The sequence below is a fragment of the Methylocapsa polymorpha genome (genome assembly GCF_045689225.1).
GTDB lineage: Bacteria > Pseudomonadota > Alphaproteobacteria > Rhizobiales > Beijerinckiaceae > Methylocapsa > Methylocapsa polymorpha.
Map to the genome: position 1 here is coordinate 1,296,489 of NZ_CP136862.1, position 18,422 is coordinate 1,314,910.

Here is an 18,422-nt window from a genome sequence, read left to right on the forward strand (position 1 = left end):
CTAACGATGTTCTCGGACATTTTTAATGTTGGGGTTACGCAATGAAGAAAACAATGAAGAAAGCATCCCTGGCTATCGTGCTAGGGCTTTCGGCTGCGGCCGCGGTTGCGGACGACAAGCCGACTGACGACGCGGCCAAGGCGGCAAGCCCGTCAGCGCCGAGCGCCGCATCCCGACTTCCCTATGGATGGCTGCCGCTTCAAAGGCCGGCCGAACCTTCGGTCAGTCAAAAGGAGTGGGTGCGGACGCCGATCGACGCGTTTATCCTGGCGAAATTGGAAGCCAAGGGATTGAAGCCCTCCGCCGAAGCCGATCGCGGCGCCTTCATACGACGCGCCACGCTGGATGCCTGGGGCCTGATCCCCACGCCGGAGGAAGTCGCAGCCTTCGTGAAGGACACTTCGCCGGACGCTTACGAAAAGCTCGTGGACCGTCTGCTTGCGTCGCCGCATTACGGAGAGCGTCAGGCTCGCCGTTGGCTCGACCTGGCGCGCTACGCGGATAGCGCCGGCTTCCAAACCGACCAGACGCGCGCCAACATGTGGCGCTATCGCGATTACGTGATCAACGCCTTCAACCAGGACAAGCCCTACTCCCGCTTCATCCAGGAGCAGATAGCAGGCGATGAATTGGTTCCCGGCAACCAGGACGTCTTGGTCGCCACTGGCTTTTTGACGGGATACCCCGACAATTACAACTCTCGTGATCTGGTTCAGAGGAAGTATCAGATCACCACGGACATAACCGATACGGTCGGTCAAGCAATCCTGGGCACTACGGTCGGTTGCGCGCGTTGCCACAACCACAAAACCGATAAGTTTACCCAGAAAGACTACTACTCTCTCCAGGCCTTTTTCGCCAATACGAGCGAAGAATTCAAGCTTCCCGCGATAAAAACAGCGGTTGAACGCGAGTATGACAAGCAGCAAGCCAAGTGGGAGGAAGCCACTAAGGAGATTCGTGAAAAGCAGGCGGCGATTATCGAGCCCGTCAAAGCGAAGGCCCACAAATATCATGAAGAGCGCTATCTGACGGATAGCCGCGCCTCCATTTTCAAGCCCGAGGCCGAGTGGACGTCGCACGATCGTTGGATCAACCACCGTCTCACGAACGTCACGACGGATGTAGATTTAGCGGCCTATGTTCGGGACGCGGGCGAGAATAAGGACAATCCAGATTACAGCGCGGAAAATGCCGCAAGATGGGAGCAATACAAGAAGCTGACTGAAGATCTGAAGAAGTTCGACAATCTGAAGCCCGCCAAGGGTTCGGATACCTATACAACCGTGACCGAACTCGGCCATCCTGACGCGCCGCCCACCTATATTTATTTTGGCGGCAATCACGAAAGACCACTCGAAGAAGTCCAGCCCGCCTTCCCCGAGGCCCTGACCAGCGAGAAACCGGTCATTACGCCGACGGCCACTTCGTCGGGACGCCGGACGGCTTTGGCGAATTGGCTCGTCAGCCCGCAGAATCCTCTGACGGCGCGGGTCTTCGTCAATCGGGTTTGGAACGAATATTTCGGCAAAGGCGTCGTGAGCACAGTCAGCGACTTCGGGAAGGCCGGCGACAAGCCGACGAATCCCGAAGTGCTGGATTATCTGGCTGGCGACTTCATTAAAAATGGCTGGAGCGTGAAGAATCTGCACCGTCAGATCCTGCTATCGAGCGTCTATCGCCAGTCGTCGGACTATCGCGAGGACGCGCACAGCGCCGATCCTGAAAACAAGCTGCTGGCGGTGTTCCCGCGCAAGCGTCTCGACGCCGAGGAAATTCGCGATTCGCTGCTGGTCGCCTCGGGAAAGCTTGAAGACAAGATTGGCGGCCCGAGCGTCTTCCCTCCGGTGCCGTCAAACTTGAACGCCGGACCCCTTTGGGAAGTGTCGAAGGATCCCAAAGATCACAATCGTCGCAGCCTCTATATCTTCACCCGGCGCAGCGTCCCCTATCCGCTGCTCGAGACATTCGACATGGCCTCCGCGCAACAAATACACAGCAAACGCGACGTGACCACAACGCCGCTGCAGGCGCTCACGCTCTTCAACAGCGAGATCGTGTTCGGATGGTCGCAAGCCTTGGCCGGCAGGGTTATCCGCGAGGCGGGCAATGATGAGGCGGCGCAACTCAATCGGCTCTACCAGATCCTGTTCGCGCGCAACCCCGATGAGTCCGAGAAAACTGCCTTGCTCGCGTTCCTGGTGAGCCATGAGGAGGTTCTCAAGTCGAAAGCGGAAGACGGCAAGTTCTCGATCGCCGTCCCGATCGGCTTGAAAGATACCCAAACTCTGAATCCGATCCGGGCCGCGGCCTTTGTCGATCTGGTTCACGTGGTCGTAAACTCGAATGACTTCAGCTACCGGTTCTAATCTCTACAGCTACTTCTAAGGAAGGACCATCATCATGAAAATGCACTCACGCCGTGAATGGCTGTTCAATACGGTATACGGCCTGGGCGGGCTCACGCTGGCCGCCCACATGCCCGGAGGAGGGATATTCGCCACGCCAGCTTTGGCGGATAGTCTCGTCGACCCCCTGACTCCTAAGCAGCCGCATTTTCCGCCGAAGGTTAAATCGGTGATCTGGCTCCACATGGACGGGGCTCCCAGCACGATCGACCTCTATGATCACAAGCCCGAGCTGATCAAGTTGGCCGGCCAGGAGCCGCCAGCGTCTTTCCTCAATGGCATCAAGACGAGCACGCAAGGCGGCGTCGGCAAGCTTTTCGCCTCGAATCGGACCTGGAAACAATATGGCGAGAGCGGCGCATGGTTCTCTGATCTACTGCCGAACCTGGCGCAGCATGCCGACAAGATCACCTTCATCAAGTCCAGCACGACCATAGGGGCCACCCACGATATTTCGATTCTCAAGCTGAACACCGGCGACACGTCTCCAGGGCGTCCTTCGCTCGGCGCATGGATCACTTACGCCCTCGGCTCCGCCAATCCTGATTTGCCGGCCTATGTCGTGCTCTACGGCGGCAAGAAGGAGCCGACCGGCGGGGCGGTGAATTGGAGTTCCGGCTTCCTGCCGGCAGTGTACCAGGGCACCGCTTTCCGGCCCGGCAACTCGCCTATCCTTCACCTCGATCGCCCCGAATTGGTTGGGCTGTCCGAACAGCGAGACGACCTCGATCTTCTGAAGACCCTCAATGAACATCGCGCGGCGCTGCATCCCGAGGACACGGAACTCCAGGCGCGCCTTCGGTCCTACGAACTGGCATACCGCATGGAGGCCACCGCGCCGGAAGCCGTCGACCTGAGCAAGGAAACGGAGGCCACCAAGGCGCTTTATGGCCTGGACGATGCGGCGACCAAGGATTACGGCACAAACCTGCTGCGCGCGCGCCGGCTTGTGGAGCGCAATGTGCGCTTCATACAGGTCGTCTCAGGGCCGGTGGAAGGGGCCGGCGACGACGTCAGAAACTGGGACGCTCACCGAGACCTCGAAAAGAACCACGGAGCGCACACCAGAGCGGTCGATAAGCCGATCGCCGGGCTGCTTGCCGATCTCAAGTCACGTGGGCTCCTGGATACGACCCTCGTCGTTTGGACCTCGGAGTTCGGCCGGACGTCTTACGGTCAGAGCGGCAACGGACGCGATCACAACCCGTGGGGCTATACCCAATGGCTTGCAGGCGGCGGCGTTAAGGCCGGCACCACTTTTGGCGAGACCGATGAAATCGGTCTGCAATCGGTCGGGAAGAAAGTCGACACCTACGACCTGCACGCGACCGTGCTCCAACTCTTGGGCCTGGATCACCTGAAGACCGTGTACCTGAGAGCTGGCCGCTCGGAGCGTCCAACCGTCGTTTATGGCGAGGTCGTGAAAGAGCTTCTCGCATAATCGACGCTTCGCAACCAACCATCAGGGGCGGATGGCTCGCGTCCGGAAGGCATTCCTTCCGGACGCAGAACATTCGAGGCCTTTTTCTTCGGCCACATCCAATGCGCAGCCCAGGCTGATCATCGCTGATCAAAGAATCAGGACATGGCGGAGCAATAGCGCCCGCCTGACGGAAGGAATCCATGGTTCGTAAAGCTATCATTCTTATTGCGACATGCGCGGCGGTATTGGGCGCTCCCGCCTATGCCGATCATCGCGATCTTGATTTGCACGATTACGACGACGACTTGATGCGGGATCTGGACAAGACGATCAAATATTTCGAGCCCGACATCACCGCCGGAAATGCGGATGGCGCCAAGGATGACGCCGCTGTGCTCGAGGACGGCTTCAAGTATACCCAAGGCTATTTTGCAAAGAAGGGCGATGCCGAAGACGCCGTGCAAATTTCCAAGGACGGCCTTGAATTAATCGCGGCGGCAATCAAATCCGTCTCCGAGAATAATTTCGACGCAGCGGCCGAGGCGGCCAGGGGCGTAGCGCGCACATGCCGCGCTTGTCACGATACGTATAAGCCCCTAAATAAGAAGTGACATGTCATATGTAGAAGCGCCGGCGCCGAGATAAGCGCCGGCGCTTTGCAAACCATTTGGCTTACTTGATAATATTTACTAATGCTCCTGGACGAAAAAAGCGATCCGACCGTGGGTGGCGGGGCTTCGTCGAACATCAGCGAATCATTGTTGACGAAACTTTCAACGGCTCGCCCTTTCGGAGCGCGCCGTAGGCTCCAATGTCGTCTATCGCAGATCACGTGGAGCGCAACATCGCATACAAGTTATAGAGACTTTTGAAGAAGTTCTGATCCGAAACGAAAGGTTTCGTGACCCCCGTCGATACACACACGGCGCAACGGACAGGTCCTCGTCCCTCATGGGACGCGCGCCAGCGTGCGATTAGCTTGGTTTGTCGCCAGCTCCCCCGGCAATTGCCGCTAAGGAAAGCTTATGCGGCCGGCAGCTACGCCGCCGGCCAATGTCATTTCATAGCCAACTTTAGTATAGACCGTCATCGACGGGCGCCGACGCATGGTTCACGACCCATGCCAAAGCCCAAGCGAGCGCGACGATCAGCAGGACCGCAAGCCATGTGCGCGACGAACCAATACCGTCGGTTTCCGCTACAATGTGGCGCGGTTTGCGGCCAGTGATCATCGCATGCACCAAATTTGCCTGCTCGAACACATGATGAGCAATCACCGCAAGAACATGTACCGCGACCGCTCCCATGATCCAATAAAACAGGTGGCGATGCAACGACGTCAGCTGGAGGCTCAGTTCCTTGCTTACATATCCGTAAAGCGGCCCAACATTGAAAATCTCATCGTTGGCGAATAGGCCAAAGGACGCTTGTGCGCCCAGGGCAATCAACAGCGCCAGAACCATCCAGGCGCCCAAAGGATTGTGGCCTGCGTAATGTAGACGGTGGCCACGCAGCAATCCAATTGCATAACGAAGCGTCTCAGCCGGGCTGCACACAAAATTCCAAAACTGCGCGTGACGAGTGCCAACGACGCCCCAGACAACACGAAACAGCACTAACACGATGACGGTGTAACCAAACCAGACGTGATACTTAAAATAGCTTACGCCCAGGCGGTTGGTGACAAAAGCGCCAATAATGGACAAAACCAGCGTCCAGTGAAACACTCGGACCGGCAAATCCCATACTTGGCGATGCTCAACCGCTGGCGCTTCGTTAACGTCTTCGATAGTCGTCATGAACGGGTCTTTCCGGAAAGTAGGGCCCAACAACCACCACGCGCCGCACCCGGGTGTGTGCTGCGCGTGCCTGTCTCAAGAAGACCCCTTCGCCAGGCGGCGAAGGGGAGTGCGCTGCCCACAAGCTCGTTTCGGGCGCCAGGCCAGGTTTTACTTGACCTTGTACTCGTCGTGACACGCCTTGCAGTCTTGCGCGACCGCATTCGCGGCCGTCTTGAACGCTTCGCTGGCATCCTTCTCGGTGTCGTTCACTTGTTGCAAGGCGACGAGGTGCGCTTGAAAGTCTTTCACTTTCTTGTCGAAATCGGCGCGATTGGTCCAAATGTCAGCCTTGGCCTTTGTGTCCGGCTCACCGATGTTGGAAATCTCGGGGAATCCCTCGCTCACGAGGTCAGAAAGAAAGACGACGCGGGCGATGCTTTTTTGCACTGCGGCGGCATCATATGGGACGCTGCCTTTCAACACATTGCCGATCACCCGAAAGTTGCTCCCGATCAACGTGAATACGGCCTTTCGCGTTTCGACCGCCTGCCTCGCGGGCGAGGGCCCTGCGGCTCCCCCCGCAGGCGGCGTTTGGGAATAGGCCGACAGAGCAAAGCTCGCGCCCAAGATCAAGGCGCCGCCCGCGAGCATCATCCGGCGAGCGGTCATCAAGGTCCGACTCATAATCTCAATTCTCCTGATTGTTTATCGTCTTGGGGCTTGCAATTTGATGCGTCGCCCGGCGATTCCGAAGGTGTAGAAGCAAGCGGTCGCCGCTGCGGCGACCTCTCGCGAGCGCCGGCCAAAGGGGAATCGACCGGAAGGCCAACCTACCGCGTTGCTGTCGGAGGCGCTCCTTGAGCGGAAGAGCTGGCCGATTCCGACACGAGCGCAACTTTAGTGTATCCGGCCGAATTGATTAGGCCCATGACTTCGATCACTTTGCCATAGGCGATGGTCTTATCGCCACGGACATGGATGCGGCGCTCCTTGCTGTCGGCATTCTCGCCGAGAACCAGAATGAGCTCATCCGCCGCCACTTCTCGCTGATCTACGAATAGTTTGCCCTCGCCAGTGATGCTGACGGCGATCGGCTGCTTTTGATCGACGAGAGGCTTCGCCTGGGTCTTAGGCAAATCAACAGGAACGCCAGCCGCCATCAAAGGCGCGGCCACCATGAAGACGATCAGCAGCACCAACATCACGTCAACAAGCGGCGTGACGTTCATGTCGCTCATTGGTGGCGCATCGAATTCACTATCATGTTTACGCAGCGCGAAGGCCATTGCGGTCTCCCTTCTTGGAAAGCTGGCGGGACAATTCGATTTCGAACACGCCGATGAAAGCGTTGAGGCGCTTGCCGTATCGGCCGATGTCGGAGCCAATGCGATTGTAGAAGACCACAGCGGGTATCGCCGCGACCAGGCCAAGCGCAGTGGCGAACAAGGCTTCGGCGATGCCCGGAGCGACCACGCCGAGGCTTGTATTATTGGAGGCGGCAATGCCCTGGAATGAGGTCATAATGCCCCAGACCGTTCCAAACAGACCAACGAAGGGAGCCACGGCGCCGATTGTCGCCAAGGCGGGCAACCGGCTCTGCAAATGGTCGAGCGCGTCGGCGCTGGCCAATTGACCGACCCGATGCACGCGCTCCTGGAGACTATCCCTCTGGGATTCGGAAAAGACGAGATCGGCGGAGCGGCTATGCTCTTCGACCATGGCCTTGTAGACCGTGACGAAAGGGTCTGTCGCAGAGGCTTTTTCGAAGCTCTCGGCGACCGACGCGACAGGCAGACCCTCTTGAATGCTGGTTATCAGCTTGCCAGCCCGCTTCTGCAAAAGATGCAGCCGGACAAGCTTCTCCAAAATGACCGCCCAACTCCAAGCTGACGCGAGGATGAGGAGGACCATCACCGCTTTAACGACGGTGTCGGCTTGCAGGAACAAATCAATCGGGGACAAGCCATGAGCAGCTGCCGTCGCTGCTACGGCGTCAATGGAATCCGCCATCGCGAAACTCTCCTTAGGTTAGTGAGATTGGGTTGATTGGTGGACTAGCCGACTCATCGGAAAACGATGGCCCCAGATAGGGAGGCGGGGCGCGTCATTCCAGTTGCCGGGAACGGCGCGGCCCGCGCCAATGCCTGCGTCGCCGCCGCGTCGAAGGCGGCATTGCCCGACGGCGAAATGCTCTGCGAGATCACCGAGCCCGTAGGCGAGATTACGAGACGATATCCAACGCGGCCGGTTTCATGACGGGCCAGGGCCGCGCGCGGAACCGTGCTTGCCGCAGCGCGGGCGATGCGAGCATGGACCTGATTGGCGTAGCCCGAGGCGATCGCATTCGGCGGAACGACAGCAGGCCCTGCACGCGGCGGAGCGGCGGTTTGGGGCGCATGGCTGGGCTGCGCGACCGGCGGCTTGTGTTCCACGACCTTTGGTTTTGGCTTCGGCGCCGGTTTCGGCTCAACTGGCGCAACCGCAGGCTCTTCCGCGACGGGCGGCGGCGGCTCTTCCGGCGTTTCGGGCGGGGCCTCCTCGACGGGCGGCGGCGGCTCCTCGACCGGCGGCTGTTCGTCTGGAACCGCTGGCGGCAACATCACCAGCTCTAGAGCCTCTTCCTCGACCGGCGGGGCCGGACGCGCCGTGTAGGTCACCACTGCGGCGAGCGCCAAAACGTAGAAGGCGATAGCTGCGGCCTGCGTCCAATAAGAAGGCCTCGCGCGTTGCGGAGCCAGAAGCGACTGCGCTCCCGCCGCCGAAATGAGAGGCGGCGGTTCATACTCGTCGAGTCCTAGGCCTGCGGATGCGAGAGCTGAGCTCATTTCGACGCCTCTTTATCGTAGATCGCCCCATCGGGCTTTTTTCAGCATGAAGTCTATAAATATACTATTATAGTGGTCAACCTCTTTTTTCGGCGCCGCACGCAAAAGCAGGAAGAGCCTCAGATCCTGAAAAGCGATCGTCGAACCTCGCATGGACGCTTCTCGGCCAGGCCGAGGGTTCCCTTGGAAAATTGCCGGCGCCGATAATCTCCACTATGTATGGCTCATATGATCGGGTCCGCGGCGACGGAATAAGGCTCGGGCGTGATAGGTCTCGCGCCGGGCATGCGCCAATGCCCGGGCCCTATGTGGAACGGCATGCTTTCAAACAAGGGAAAATACGGCCTCAAGGCTCTGATGCATTTGGCGAGGTTCGAGGGCCCGTGTCTCGCCGCCGACATCGCCGCTCAAAATCAGATCCCGCGCAAATTTCTCGACGCCATCCTGCTCGAACTGAAGAACGCCGGCATATTGAGCAGCAAAAAGGGCAAGGGCGGCGGCTATCATTTGGCGCGCCCGGCCGACAGGATCACCGCCGGCCAAATCATCCGCATCCTGGATGGATCGCTCGCGCCTATCGCCTGCGCCAGCCGCACCGCCTACCGCAAATGCGCCGACTGTCCGGATGAAGACGCCTGCGCCGTGCGCGATCTGATGCTCGACGTGCGCGATTCCATGGCTCTCATTCTGGATCGCACCAGCATTGCTGCTTTGAGCACGCGGGGAAACCGGGAAAAGCTCGCGCTTCGCTAAACGGCGTGCGCCTTGATCGATTCGGCGCTGAAAATCACGCCCGGTCCAGCACATTGGGAAATTTGTAAAGCCAGCGCGCGATCCGCTTGACGCAGATCCCCAATTAGCTTTTATTCAAAGTATAGACATTTTATGGAATAACTAGGTGAACCTACCGCTCTCTGGCTCCGGGAAGACAATTCACTCAAACGATGCGGCGCAAACTGCCACTCCTTCGAGCGATTTCGGCTCGAGCATTGGAGATCGCTTGCGCGCGCTGGTCCTGCGCCAAGGCGGCTCTTTGGAGAAACTGGCCGCGCTTTCCGGGCTTGGAAAAAAAGAGCTTGGCGCGGTCGCTACGGGGGAAATTGTCCCGACGATCAATCTTCTATGGAAGATAGCCAATGCGCTTGGCGTTCCCTTTGGCAGCCTGATTTCGGCGCGTCAGCGGGGCGGCATGTTTGTAATGAGGAAAGCCAAAAAAGACATAATTGCTTCAAGCGATGGACGCTTCACCTCCCGGTCCCTGTTTCCGCATGACAGCAAGCGGCTCATTGAATTTTACGAGCTGACCATCGCGCCGCGCCACACAGCGCACTCCGAGGCGCACACGCCGGGCACGCTCGAAAGCCTCGTCGTCGTCCGTGGAGATATTGAAATTACCGCCGGTAAGGAGCCGACGCAGCGTCTCGAAGCGGGCGACGCCATCGTCTTCGAAGGCGACGTCCCCCACACGTACTGCAATCTAGGATCGTCCGAAGCCCTGCTCTATCTCGTCATGTCCTACATAAATTTAATCGAGGCGTGAGCGTCTCGAGCGGATCAATTGCCAAGAAGCCGTGGTCAAGAGCTTTCTTGGGCCAATCAGCGCTCCGCAATAGCGCATATCGCGACCCTCCCGCGCGCGGAACCCGAGCCGCCGGTTCCTTTGAGCGTCGTTATGCTGACCGATCCGTGCGACTGCGTTCCGGGTCCGATGATCCAGGCGATCGGACCAAAATCTAGCCATAGGCGTCGAGGGATCGGACATAGCCCCGCCCGACGGCGCCATGCGGAAGTTTCGACACGCGCCGCCAAGTCCGCACGTCACCGATGACCAGAACATCCGAAGCGCCCTCGATCTGATGATTCCCGGCGGCCATGTCCCCGTGCGTCGCCGTAAGTCTTTCATCTCGCCTGCTGGGCGACTGTGACATTTTTGCAAGCACATTTGCGTTTTTGCTCGTCACGCCAGCCTGAGTCCAATTTCGACCAAATCTATCGAGTCAATTAAGAATTATTATCGCTATTTCCGATCGGGTTTTGGGCAACAAAACTCCCCGGAAGTTTGAGTAGAGCGTCAACGGCGGCTGAGCCGATAAGAGGAATGCACTATGGAAGAACAAAAACGACCCCGGCTAGCGCGGCGCATCGGCCTGCCCATTTGCCTCAGCCTCTCCGTGTCTACCGGCGCTCTGGCGCAAGGCGCCGTGGAAGGTCAAGTGGAGGACGTGGTCGTCACAGCTCCGGCGGAGCCGGAATCGTCGGACGTCCGGGCATTTTCGGAGAAGCAGGCGACGAAATATCAAGAGACGTCCCAGTCCGCGACGGTCATCACCGAACAACAGCTCCAGAACTTGCAGATCACCAATCTGCAGGAGGCGCAAAAGCTCGAACCAAGTCTGAATTACAAATTTAGCAACGTCCGCAACCTGACGATCAACATCCGGGGCTTCGGCGCCGCCTCGTCCAGCGCAACGGACGGCATTCTGGGCGGCGTTCCGATCTACATAGACGGAGTTTATCAACCTCGTCCGGGCCAGGCCGTCTTCGATGTCCCCGATCTCGTCGGCATCGAGGTCCTGAAAGGCCCGCGCGGAACCTCGGGCGGGCAGGACAGCACCGGCGGCGTGGTGAACATGACGACCGCGCTGCCAAGCTTCGTGACGCAAGAAATGGTTGAGGCCTCCTATGGCAATTATGGTTTTGTTCAGTTCAAGGGCAGCGCTACAGGCGCCATCGCGGATAGCGATAAGGTCGCCTTCCGGATTGCGGCCTTCAGCAGCGACCACCAAGGCTACCTTCCCAATTATTACGGCGGCCAGAGCTTCAATGACTGGCACGACAAGGGCGGTCGCTTTCAAATCCTCTACACGCCGACCAACGATCTGACAGCCCGTCTGATTTTTGACTGGTCCCAGGTCAATCAGGCCTGCTGCGTCAACCTCAATTCAGGCGTGGCCACGCAATATGCCAATGGAGCCCCCGTCCCGAATAATTGGCTCCAGCGCATGGCCCGAATCGGGTTTACCTCGCCAATTGCCTTCAACGCCCCACAGAGCTACGAAGCGGCTATTATCGGCTATCAGCAAACGTCGCAGGAAAGCTACGGCGCCGCCGCAAATATCAACTATGCGTTCAACGGATTTAATTTCAGCTCCGTCTCATCCTTCCGCGGTTGGGACTTTCACCCAAATAACCGAAGCAACTACGGATGGGTACAGCTCAATACGAACTCTAACGGCCACGTGTACGAAAACTCCTTCACGCAGGACTTCAAGATCTCAACGCCGAAGGGCGAGAAGTTCGAGGCGTCCGCCGGCGTTTGGTATCTCTGGGAGCAATTGTATGATTGGGGCCTGACGACCTATGGCAACAACGCCGGGGCGTTCTATGGCGCCACCGCCAACTCCGCCGCGCTGAACAACGCTATATACAACTATCTCGGCCGTCAAAGCTACGACAATCCCGCAACCAATAATATTGCGCCCTACATCCAGGCAGTCTGGCATGTGACGCCGGACGTGGATCTGACTGGCGGCGCGCGCTATTCCTACTACGCGAAAACAAGCATTTTCAGGCAATATCAATTCAGCACTCAGCCCCTCTCTGGCTTCTCAGCCGCCGACCAGCTTACGGCGGCCAAAGCGATAGCATCCTTCATTGGCGCCAACCGGCAGTATACAGCTGACACCAACGACGGATTCTTCTCGGCTCTCGCCTCGGCGAGCTATAAATTCACGCCCGACGTGCTTGGCTATGTCACCTATGCGAGAGGCGGCCGCGACGGCGGTCCTAACCCCACGGCAAATCTTCCCCTCACCGCTCCGACCACCGTGTTTCCAGAGACCCTCGACAGTTATGAAATGGGCTTTAAGGGGCAGTTTCTGGATAACCGCCTGCTGACCAACATCGCTGTTTTCGCGATGATCGACCATAACTACATCACAACAGCAACATCGATTGTCTCTGGCACAGCGGTGAGCTACCTAGCTAATGCGCAGAGCGCAATCTCGCGCGGCGTCGAAGCGGACATCCGCTATCAGCCGATCGACGGCCTCAACACCTATGCGTCGGCGACTTACGATGACGCCTTCTACGGTTCTTTCAACAGCGCGCCGTGTCCATTCGAACTTAACTATCAAACGACTTGCAACTTCACTGGCAAACGTCTGTCGCTCACGCCAAGATGGGCGATGGCCGGCGGAGTCGAATACAGCCATAGTATAGGCAATGTGTTTGACTTCAATCCGAAGCCATTGGTTGGCTATATTGGCGCCGACGTCACCTTTCAGACCAAGACCTACTCAGACACCACGGATTCGGTTTACAGCATCATCCCTGCATACGCTCTGCTTAATCTGCATGCAGGCGTCAAGTTTGAGGATAGCAGCTGGGATTTGTCCGCCTGGATCCATAATGCAACCAATTTGCACTATTGGATCAACGTTGTAGCCAGCGCTCAGGGGCTGATCAGCGGCAACGTCGGCGATCCGCTTAACGCCGGCGTTACCCTACGCGCGAAATTCTGAGGCCGCGCGCCCCGATCTAAAGCATTCGACATCTTCAAACATCTCAATCCTAGGAGCGTTCCCCATGTTAAAGAGATCTCTTTTGGCGTCCGTAGGCGCTGTCCCCTTTGTTGTCTCGGCCCTCGCGGCCGACCTTCCAGCGGCTGCTCCGCCCCCGCCGCCCACCTTTACCTGGACTGGCGTTTACCTCGGCGGCCAGATCGGTTACGGGTGGGGCGAGGATTCCAGCAACATATGGCTCAGCGGGCCTCTTGGGAGTGTGGCTTTCCCGGCGACCTACACGTCAGGCTCTACCCAGACGGAAGGCGTCATCGGCGGCGCCCACATCGGTTATAATTGGCAGATCAATCAATTCGTGCTCGGCCTAGAGGGGCGGGTCGACGGAACGAGCCTGAGCAAAAGCACCCAGCCGGTATATCATCTTCAATATAACGTGACGACGGCTGCTCCGGTTCAAGGCGCGATTCTCGGCCGCGTCGGCTACGCCTTTGATCGCACCCTGGTTTACGCGACCGGCGGCGGCGTCTACAGCTGGATTCAGAATACCTACAACGTCCTCGGCATAAATAACAGCTTTTCGACCAGTCGCAGCGGCTGGACCGTAGGCGGCGGCGTCGAATATGGCGTGGACAACAATTGGTCGCTGCGAGCGGAGTATCGCTACACCAAGCTCGGCTATACCTATGATGGCACAATCGTGTTCCCGAATGTATTCCAAAGCCATCGGTGGACACAAAATCAGGTCCAGGTGGGCTTCAGCTACAAGTTCACCCCGGCGCCTCCCGCTGCGGTCGTCGCCAAATATTGAGTCTGCGTGAGGAGCTTCTGGCTCTTACGCGATATGTGGAGAGCATTAAGCCGAGACTGTTTCGATATGCATCGGGTCGGTCTCGGCTTTTACGTCTAAAGTCGAATGTGATCTATTCGGCAGCGGCGGCGCTGATCTCGGGCTGGTCGACGCACTGCTTTGCAGGCGCCGGGCGGCCGCTCCGCAGATATTCGAAAGCGAGATAGATCACTGGAGTGGTGAACAAGGTCAGCAGCTGGCTGACAAGCAGGCCGCCGACCATTGACGCTCCGAGGGGTTGACGGAGTTCAGACCCGGCGCCGGAACCGAGCATGAGCGGAACGCCGCCCAGAATGGCGGCCATCGTCGTCATCATGATCGGCCGGAAGCGAAGCAGACAGGCTTCGCGAATCGCGTCGATCGGCGCCAAGCCCCGATCGCGTCGGGCGCTGATGGCGAAATCAACCATCATGATCCCGTTCTTCTTGACGATGCCTATCAAGAGAAGAATGCCGATCAGCGCGATCAGCGACATGTCCTCGTGGAATAACATCAGGAACAGGAGAGCCCCTGCGCCTGCCGAGGGTAGCGTCGAAAGGATCGTGAGCGGGTGGATAAAGCTCTCATAAAGCACGCCGAGAATGATATAGGCCGCAATCAGAGCCGCGAGAATCAAAAAGGGCTGGGAGGCCAAGGCCTTTTGAAACGCCTGGGCGGAGCCCTGGAAGCCGCCGATGAGGGCCGCGGGCGCGCCAATTTCGGCTTCCGCCGCTTCAACCGCATCCACCGCCTGACCGAGCGAAACGCCAGGCGCCAGATTAAAGGACAGCGTCACCGCCGGGAATTGCCCCTGATGGTTGACGGATAGCAAGCCGATCTGATCCGACGCATAATGCACGAAAGTCGAGAGCGGCACCTGCCGACCGGTCGTTGGCGAAGTTATGTAGATTTTTTCGAGCGTATCAAGCCTGCCCTGCAGCTCGGGCAGCACTTCCATCACCACATGATAGCTGTTGAGCTGAGTGAAATATTGCGTCACCTGGCGCTGCCCAAAGGCGTCATACAGCGTATCGTCGATGACCTGTGGCTGAATGCCGAAGCGTGCGGCCTGATCGCGATCGATGACGACGGCGATCGTTGCGCCGAGCGACTGCTGGTCAGTCGCAACGTCCCGCAATTCGGGCAAGGTCTTCAGCTTCGCCAGGATCAGCGGCGCCCAATGATTTAGTTCGCCGATGTCAGCGTCTTGCAGGGTATATTGATATTGGGTGCGGCTAGGCCTTCCGCCAACATTGAGCTCCTGCGGCGATTGCATAAAAAACGCCACACCTTGCAGAGACGCAGTCTTTTTGCGCAATCGCGCGATGATCTCATCCGCCGTCGCGCGGCGCTCGCCAAAAGGCTTGAGGCCAATTCGTACGAAGCCGTTGTTTGACGCGCTCGAGCCAATGCTGCCGATCGACGAGGTCCAGCCCGTGATGTCTGGATCGCCGACAAAAGTGTCAGTGACGGCTAATTGGCGCTTGGTCATGTCGGCGAAGGAGATGTCCTGCGCAGCTTCCGTGGTCCCGTAGATGACCCCGGTGTCCTGTTGCGGAAAAAAACCTTTTGGAATGATCACATATAAAAAGCCGGTGACGGCGACGGTGGCGAAGAAAACGAAAAGAGTTGCGCGCTGATGCCGCAGCACGACGTCGAGACCCTTGGCATATGCCGCCAGCAGAGCGCCGAAGGCGGCCTCGAAGATCCGTGATATGCGGCCGGAATTCGTCAGACTGTCATGAGTGAGGATGCGCGCGCACATCATGGGCGTCAGGGTCAGCGAAACGACCGCCGAGACGAAGATCGCCAAGGTGACAGTCAAAGAGAATTCGCGCAGAAGACGGCCGACGATCCCCGACATCATCAGGATCGGGATGAAAATCGCAACCAAAGACAGGCTGATCGAAATGATCGTGAAGCTGATTTCCGCGGCCCCCTTCACCGCCGCCTCCTTCGGGCTCAGGCCAGCTTCGATATGGCGGTAGATATTCTCCAACATGACGATTGCGTCATCGACGACAAAGCCGACCGAGATCGTCAGGGCCATCAATGAAAGATTGTCGAGACTGAAGCCGGCCACATACATAAGCGCGCAAGCGCCCAGGAGCGACAGCGGCACGGCGACGCTCGGGATCAGCGTCGCGCGGATGTTGCCAAGAAAGAGAAAAATAACGATGACCACCAGAACAATCGTGAGCAGCAGCGTCCATTCCACATCCGCGACGGCGGCGTGAATGGTGATCGTCCGGTCGACGTCGATCGCAATCTTCAAAGCTGGAGGCATCGAGGCCTGTAGCAAGGGCAAGGCCGCTTTGACCCGGGCGACCGTATCAATGACATTCGCGCCCGGCAGTCTGAAGATCGGGAGGACAATGGCGGCATGGCCGCTCGCCCAAGCCATGCTGCGCACATTTTCGACGCCGTCGACAGCCTCGCCGATATCGCGGATGCGAACCGGCGCGCCGTTGCGATAAGCGATGACGACGTCGTTCCACGGCTTAGCGGTTGTCAGTTGATCATTGGCGTAGATTGTGAAGCTGCGGCGGTCGGTCTCGATGCTTCCCTTTGGCGCATCGACGGTGGCGTTGACGATCGTCGCGCGAATGTCCTCGAGGCTCAGTCCCATTGCCGCAAGCTTCAAGGGATCGACCTGTACGCGCACCGCCGGTTTGCGCTCGCCCTGGATCGGGACCTGGCCGACGCCGAGGATGCGGCTGAGCTGCTGCGCGAGGACGTTGTCGGCATAATCATCGACTATCGCGAGCGGCAACGTTTCTGATGAAACGCTAAGAACCAGAATTGGGAAATCAGCTGGATTGGACTTGCGGTAGGTCGGCGGGGTCGGCAAATTCTTCGGGAGGGTTCCGGCAGCTGCATTGATCGCCGCCTGCACATCCTGGGCGGCGCTGTCGAAACTGCGGTCGAGGTCGAACTGCAAAGTGATCGACGACGAGCCGAGCGCGCTCGTCGAAGTCAGCTGGGTCAGCCCCGAAATTTGTGAAAACTGCCTCTCAAGCGGGCTCGTCACCGAGGACGCGACGGTCACGGGATCGGCGCCCGGCAAAGTGGCCGAGACCGAAAGGGTCGGGAAATCGATTTGCGGCAGCGGCGCGATTGGCAATTGCGGAATGCAGACCAGGCCAAGAAGCGTGACCGCGATCATCAGCAAGGTCGTGGCGACGGGCCGTTCGATGAAAGGGGTCGAAAAGCTCATTAGCGCCTAATCATCACGCCGGCTGGCGACAACTGGGGTTGCGGGCGGGCTTCCCTCGACGTGAACTTTCGAGCCAGGTTGAAGACGGTATTGCCCGCTCGTCACGACGAGATCGCCTTCTTCCAGACCAGCCTCGACCACTGCGGTTTCGTCATTGACTAGCCCAAGCTTTAGCTTGCGGATTTCGACGGCGCTGTCGCTCTTGATGATGAAGGCGAAACTGCCTTCCGGCCCGTTTTGAATCGCGCTGAACGGAACCGTCAAAACGCCGCGTCGGGTCGACAGATGCAGCCTAGTCGTGACGAATTGTCCAGGCCAGAGCAGCCCGGCTGCGTTTGGCAAAGTCGCCTTGAGCTGGATGGTTCCCGTCGTCTGATCGACCGCGTTGTCGATCAGAGTAAGCTCACCGACGTCGAATTGCTGCTTGCCGTCGCGGCTCAACGCCGCCACCGGCAAAGGTCCCGCGGCCATCGCCTTGACAATGTCTTGCAGCGCATCCTCCGGCAAGGTGAACAGCACGCTAATCGGGCGCGTCTCGGTGATCGTGACGATGCCGTTGGGGTCGTTCACATGCACGACATTGCCGCCATCGATCTTACGAATCCCGACCCGCCCCTTGATCGGCGACCTGATCGTCGCATAGCCGAGATTTACCTGCGCATATTCGATGGAAGCATCGTCGCCCTTGACCGCAGCCTGCAGCTGCTCCACCTGCGCTTGGGTGGTGTCGAACTGCTGACGCGCGATCGAATTGCTTTGGATCAGCTCGTTATAGCGCTTGAGATCGCGGCGGGCGTTGTCGAGCTGGGCCTGATCCTGAGCCCTTTTGGCCACCGCCTGATCGAGAGTCGCCTGATAGCTGCGCCGATCTATCTTGACGAGAACGTCCCCGACATTCACGTCTTGACCTTCCTTGAACGCCACCTCTGTGATCTGGCCATCGATCTGAGCGCGGACCGTCACCGAGTTGTAGGCCTGCACATTGCCAAGGCCCAAGAGATAGACTGGGACATCGCGGCGCGCAGCGGCGCTCGCGCCAACAGGCACGGGGACGACGCGCGCTGGGCCTTCGACGGGCGAGGAGCGGGCGCCGAACCACAAACCGGTGGCGGAGCCGACTGCCAGAATCAACAAAAAGGCAAGGTGAGATTTTCGCAACTCAGTTATCCATTCAGAGGTCATGGAAGCGTCGACAGCGTCAATCGCGCCGCGGCTTTCGCCATAATCCCTTCGACTAAGAGCACCAAACTCGCCATATTACGGCAATTCCGATGGGCTTAATCGAATAAGTGAGAAGGGAAATTTTGTCGAGGTCCAATTGGCCCTTTTGGGCCCCCTAGAGTTTGGCGTCGGCGGGACGTCCAAGCGTTACGGCGGTATGACCTCAAAGAGAAAATACCATTTTATTCAATTAGATAT

The 18,422-nt window shown here is 58.4% G+C and carries 15 protein-coding genes; 7 read left to right on the top strand and 8 right to left on the bottom strand.

The features are described 5' to 3' along the window. The first annotated feature begins 41 nt into the window (after positions 1-41). From RZS28_RS06105 to RZS28_RS06115, 3 genes are all read left to right on the top strand, one after another. On the top strand, positions 42-2,369 hold the full coding sequence (locus tag RZS28_RS06105) for a DUF1549 and DUF1553 domain-containing protein (protein ID WP_407340438.1): 2,328 nt from the start codon (positions 42-44) through the stop codon (positions 2,367-2,369). 34 nt (positions 2,370-2,403) lie between these two features. Then, positions 2,404-3,849 carry a DUF1501 domain-containing protein gene (locus tag RZS28_RS06110; protein WP_407340439.1) on the top strand — a complete coding sequence of 482 codons (1,446 nt, stop codon included), beginning with the start codon at positions 2,404-2,406 and terminating at the stop codon, positions 3,847-3,849. A gap of 182 nt (positions 3,850-4,031) precedes the next feature. Continuing rightward, positions 4,032-4,442, top strand: coding sequence for a hypothetical protein (locus RZS28_RS06115; protein ID WP_407340440.1), 411 nt, complete (start codon positions 4,032-4,034; stop codon positions 4,440-4,442). Positions 4,443-4,904: 462 nt separating this feature from the next. Here the strand turns inward: RZS28_RS06115 and RZS28_RS06120 are convergent, their stop codons facing one another. The 5 genes from RZS28_RS06120 to RZS28_RS06140 all read right to left on the bottom strand — a co-directional run bounded on the left by RZS28_RS06120 (position 4,905) and on the right by RZS28_RS06140 (position 8,437). Continuing rightward, positions 4,905-5,630, bottom strand: coding sequence for a cytochrome b/b6 domain-containing protein (locus tag RZS28_RS06120; protein ID WP_407340441.1), 726 nt, complete (start codon positions 5,628-5,630; stop codon positions 4,905-4,907). Between the two features lie 150 nt (positions 5,631-5,780). After that, positions 5,781-6,107 carry a c-type cytochrome gene (locus RZS28_RS06125; protein WP_407340442.1) on the bottom strand — a complete coding sequence of 109 codons (327 nt, stop codon included), beginning with the start codon at positions 6,105-6,107 and terminating at the stop codon, positions 5,781-5,783. A 335-nt stretch (positions 6,108-6,442) separates the two neighbouring features. Beyond that, positions 6,443-6,898 (bottom strand): protein TolR, encoded by a 456-nt coding sequence (gene tolR, locus RZS28_RS06130; protein ID WP_407340443.1) that lies wholly within the window; start codon positions 6,896-6,898, stop codon positions 6,443-6,445. After that, complete coding sequence (locus RZS28_RS06135) at positions 6,879-7,622, bottom strand: MotA/TolQ/ExbB proton channel family protein (RefSeq protein WP_407340444.1); 744 nt, start codon at positions 7,620-7,622, stop codon at positions 6,879-6,881. Before RZS28_RS06135 ends, tolR begins: the two co-directional genes overlap by 20 nt. 53 nt (positions 7,623-7,675) lie before the next feature. Then, positions 7,676-8,437, bottom strand: coding sequence for a TonB family protein (locus tag RZS28_RS06140; protein WP_407340445.1), 762 nt, complete (start codon positions 8,435-8,437; stop codon positions 7,676-7,678). Between the two features lie 318 nt (positions 8,438-8,755). Between RZS28_RS06140 and RZS28_RS06145 the strand changes: the two genes are divergently transcribed. Both RZS28_RS06145 and RZS28_RS06150 read left to right on the top strand, forming a co-directional pair. Further along, complete coding sequence (locus RZS28_RS06145; RefSeq protein WP_407340446.1) at positions 8,756-9,190, top strand: RrF2 family transcriptional regulator; 435 nt, start codon at positions 8,756-8,758, stop codon at positions 9,188-9,190. A 247-nt stretch (positions 9,191-9,437) separates the two neighbouring features. Beyond that, positions 9,438-9,977: a helix-turn-helix domain-containing protein gene (locus tag RZS28_RS06150; protein ID WP_407340447.1), complete on the top strand. Its 540-nt coding sequence runs from the start codon at positions 9,438-9,440 to the stop codon at positions 9,975-9,977. Positions 9,978-10,170: 193 nt separating this feature from the next. On the opposite strand, the gene RZS28_RS06155 is transcribed toward RZS28_RS06150, so the two are convergent. Beyond that, complete coding sequence (locus RZS28_RS06155) at positions 10,171-10,311, bottom strand: hypothetical protein (protein WP_407340448.1); 141 nt, start codon at positions 10,309-10,311, stop codon at positions 10,171-10,173. Positions 10,312-10,542: 231 nt separating this feature from the next. On the opposite strand from RZS28_RS06155, the gene RZS28_RS06160 reads away from it, so the two are divergent. Next, positions 10,543-12,960: a TonB-dependent receptor gene (locus RZS28_RS06160; RefSeq protein ID WP_407340449.1), complete on the top strand. Its 2,418-nt coding sequence runs from the start codon at positions 10,543-10,545 to the stop codon at positions 12,958-12,960. 64 nt (positions 12,961-13,024) lie between these two features. Further along, complete coding sequence (locus tag RZS28_RS06165) at positions 13,025-13,768, top strand: outer membrane protein (RefSeq protein WP_407340450.1); 744 nt, start codon at positions 13,025-13,027, stop codon at positions 13,766-13,768. Between the two features lie 112 nt (positions 13,769-13,880). On the opposite strand, the gene RZS28_RS06170 is transcribed toward RZS28_RS06165, so the two are convergent. Both RZS28_RS06170 and RZS28_RS06175 read right to left on the bottom strand, forming a co-directional pair. Further along, positions 13,881-17,003, bottom strand: a complete 3,123-nt coding sequence (locus RZS28_RS06170; protein ID WP_407340451.1) for an efflux RND transporter permease subunit — start codon at positions 17,001-17,003, stop codon at positions 13,881-13,883. A 6-nt stretch (positions 17,004-17,009) separates the two neighbouring features. Then, complete coding sequence (locus RZS28_RS06175) at positions 17,010-18,161, bottom strand: efflux RND transporter periplasmic adaptor subunit (RefSeq protein ID WP_407340452.1); 1,152 nt, start codon at positions 18,159-18,161, stop codon at positions 17,010-17,012. Positions 18,162-18,422: the final 261 nt, after the last annotated feature.

What these genes read in the sequence shown, in the direction of transcription:
- RZS28_RS06115 (WP_407340440.1), top strand. Translation starts at nt 4,032, where the DNA reads ATGGTTCGTAAAGCTATCATTCTTATTGCGACATGCGCGGCGGTATTG.
- RZS28_RS06110 (WP_407340439.1), top strand. Translation starts at nt 2,404, where the DNA reads ATGAAAATGCACTCACGCCGTGAATGGCTGTTCAATACGGTATACGGC.
- RZS28_RS06155 (WP_407340448.1), bottom strand. Translation starts at nt 10,311, where the DNA reads ATGGCCGCCGGGAATCATCAGATCGAGGGCGCTTCGGATGTTCTGGTC.
- RZS28_RS06140 (WP_407340445.1), bottom strand. Translation starts at nt 8,437, where the DNA reads ATGAGCTCAGCTCTCGCATCCGCAGGCCTAGGACTCGACGAGTATGAA.
- RZS28_RS06165 (WP_407340450.1), top strand. Translation starts at nt 13,025, where the DNA reads ATGTTAAAGAGATCTCTTTTGGCGTCCGTAGGCGCTGTCCCCTTTGTT.
- RZS28_RS06105 (WP_407340438.1), top strand. Translation starts at nt 42, where the DNA reads ATGAAGAAAACAATGAAGAAAGCATCCCTGGCTATCGTGCTAGGGCTT.
- RZS28_RS06120 (WP_407340441.1), bottom strand. Translation starts at nt 5,630, where the DNA reads ATGACGACTATCGAAGACGTTAACGAAGCGCCAGCGGTTGAGCATCGC.
- tolR (WP_407340443.1), bottom strand. Translation starts at nt 6,898, where the DNA reads ATGGCCTTCGCGCTGCGTAAACATGATAGTGAATTCGATGCGCCACCA.
- RZS28_RS06135 (WP_407340444.1), bottom strand. Translation starts at nt 7,622, where the DNA reads ATGGCGGATTCCATTGACGCCGTAGCAGCGACGGCAGCTGCTCATGGC.
- RZS28_RS06145 (WP_407340446.1), top strand. Translation starts at nt 8,756, where the DNA reads ATGCTTTCAAACAAGGGAAAATACGGCCTCAAGGCTCTGATGCATTTG.
- RZS28_RS06160 (WP_407340449.1), top strand. Translation starts at nt 10,543, where the DNA reads ATGGAAGAACAAAAACGACCCCGGCTAGCGCGGCGCATCGGCCTGCCC.
- RZS28_RS06170 (WP_407340451.1), bottom strand. Translation starts at nt 17,003, where the DNA reads ATGAGCTTTTCGACCCCTTTCATCGAACGGCCCGTCGCCACGACCTTG.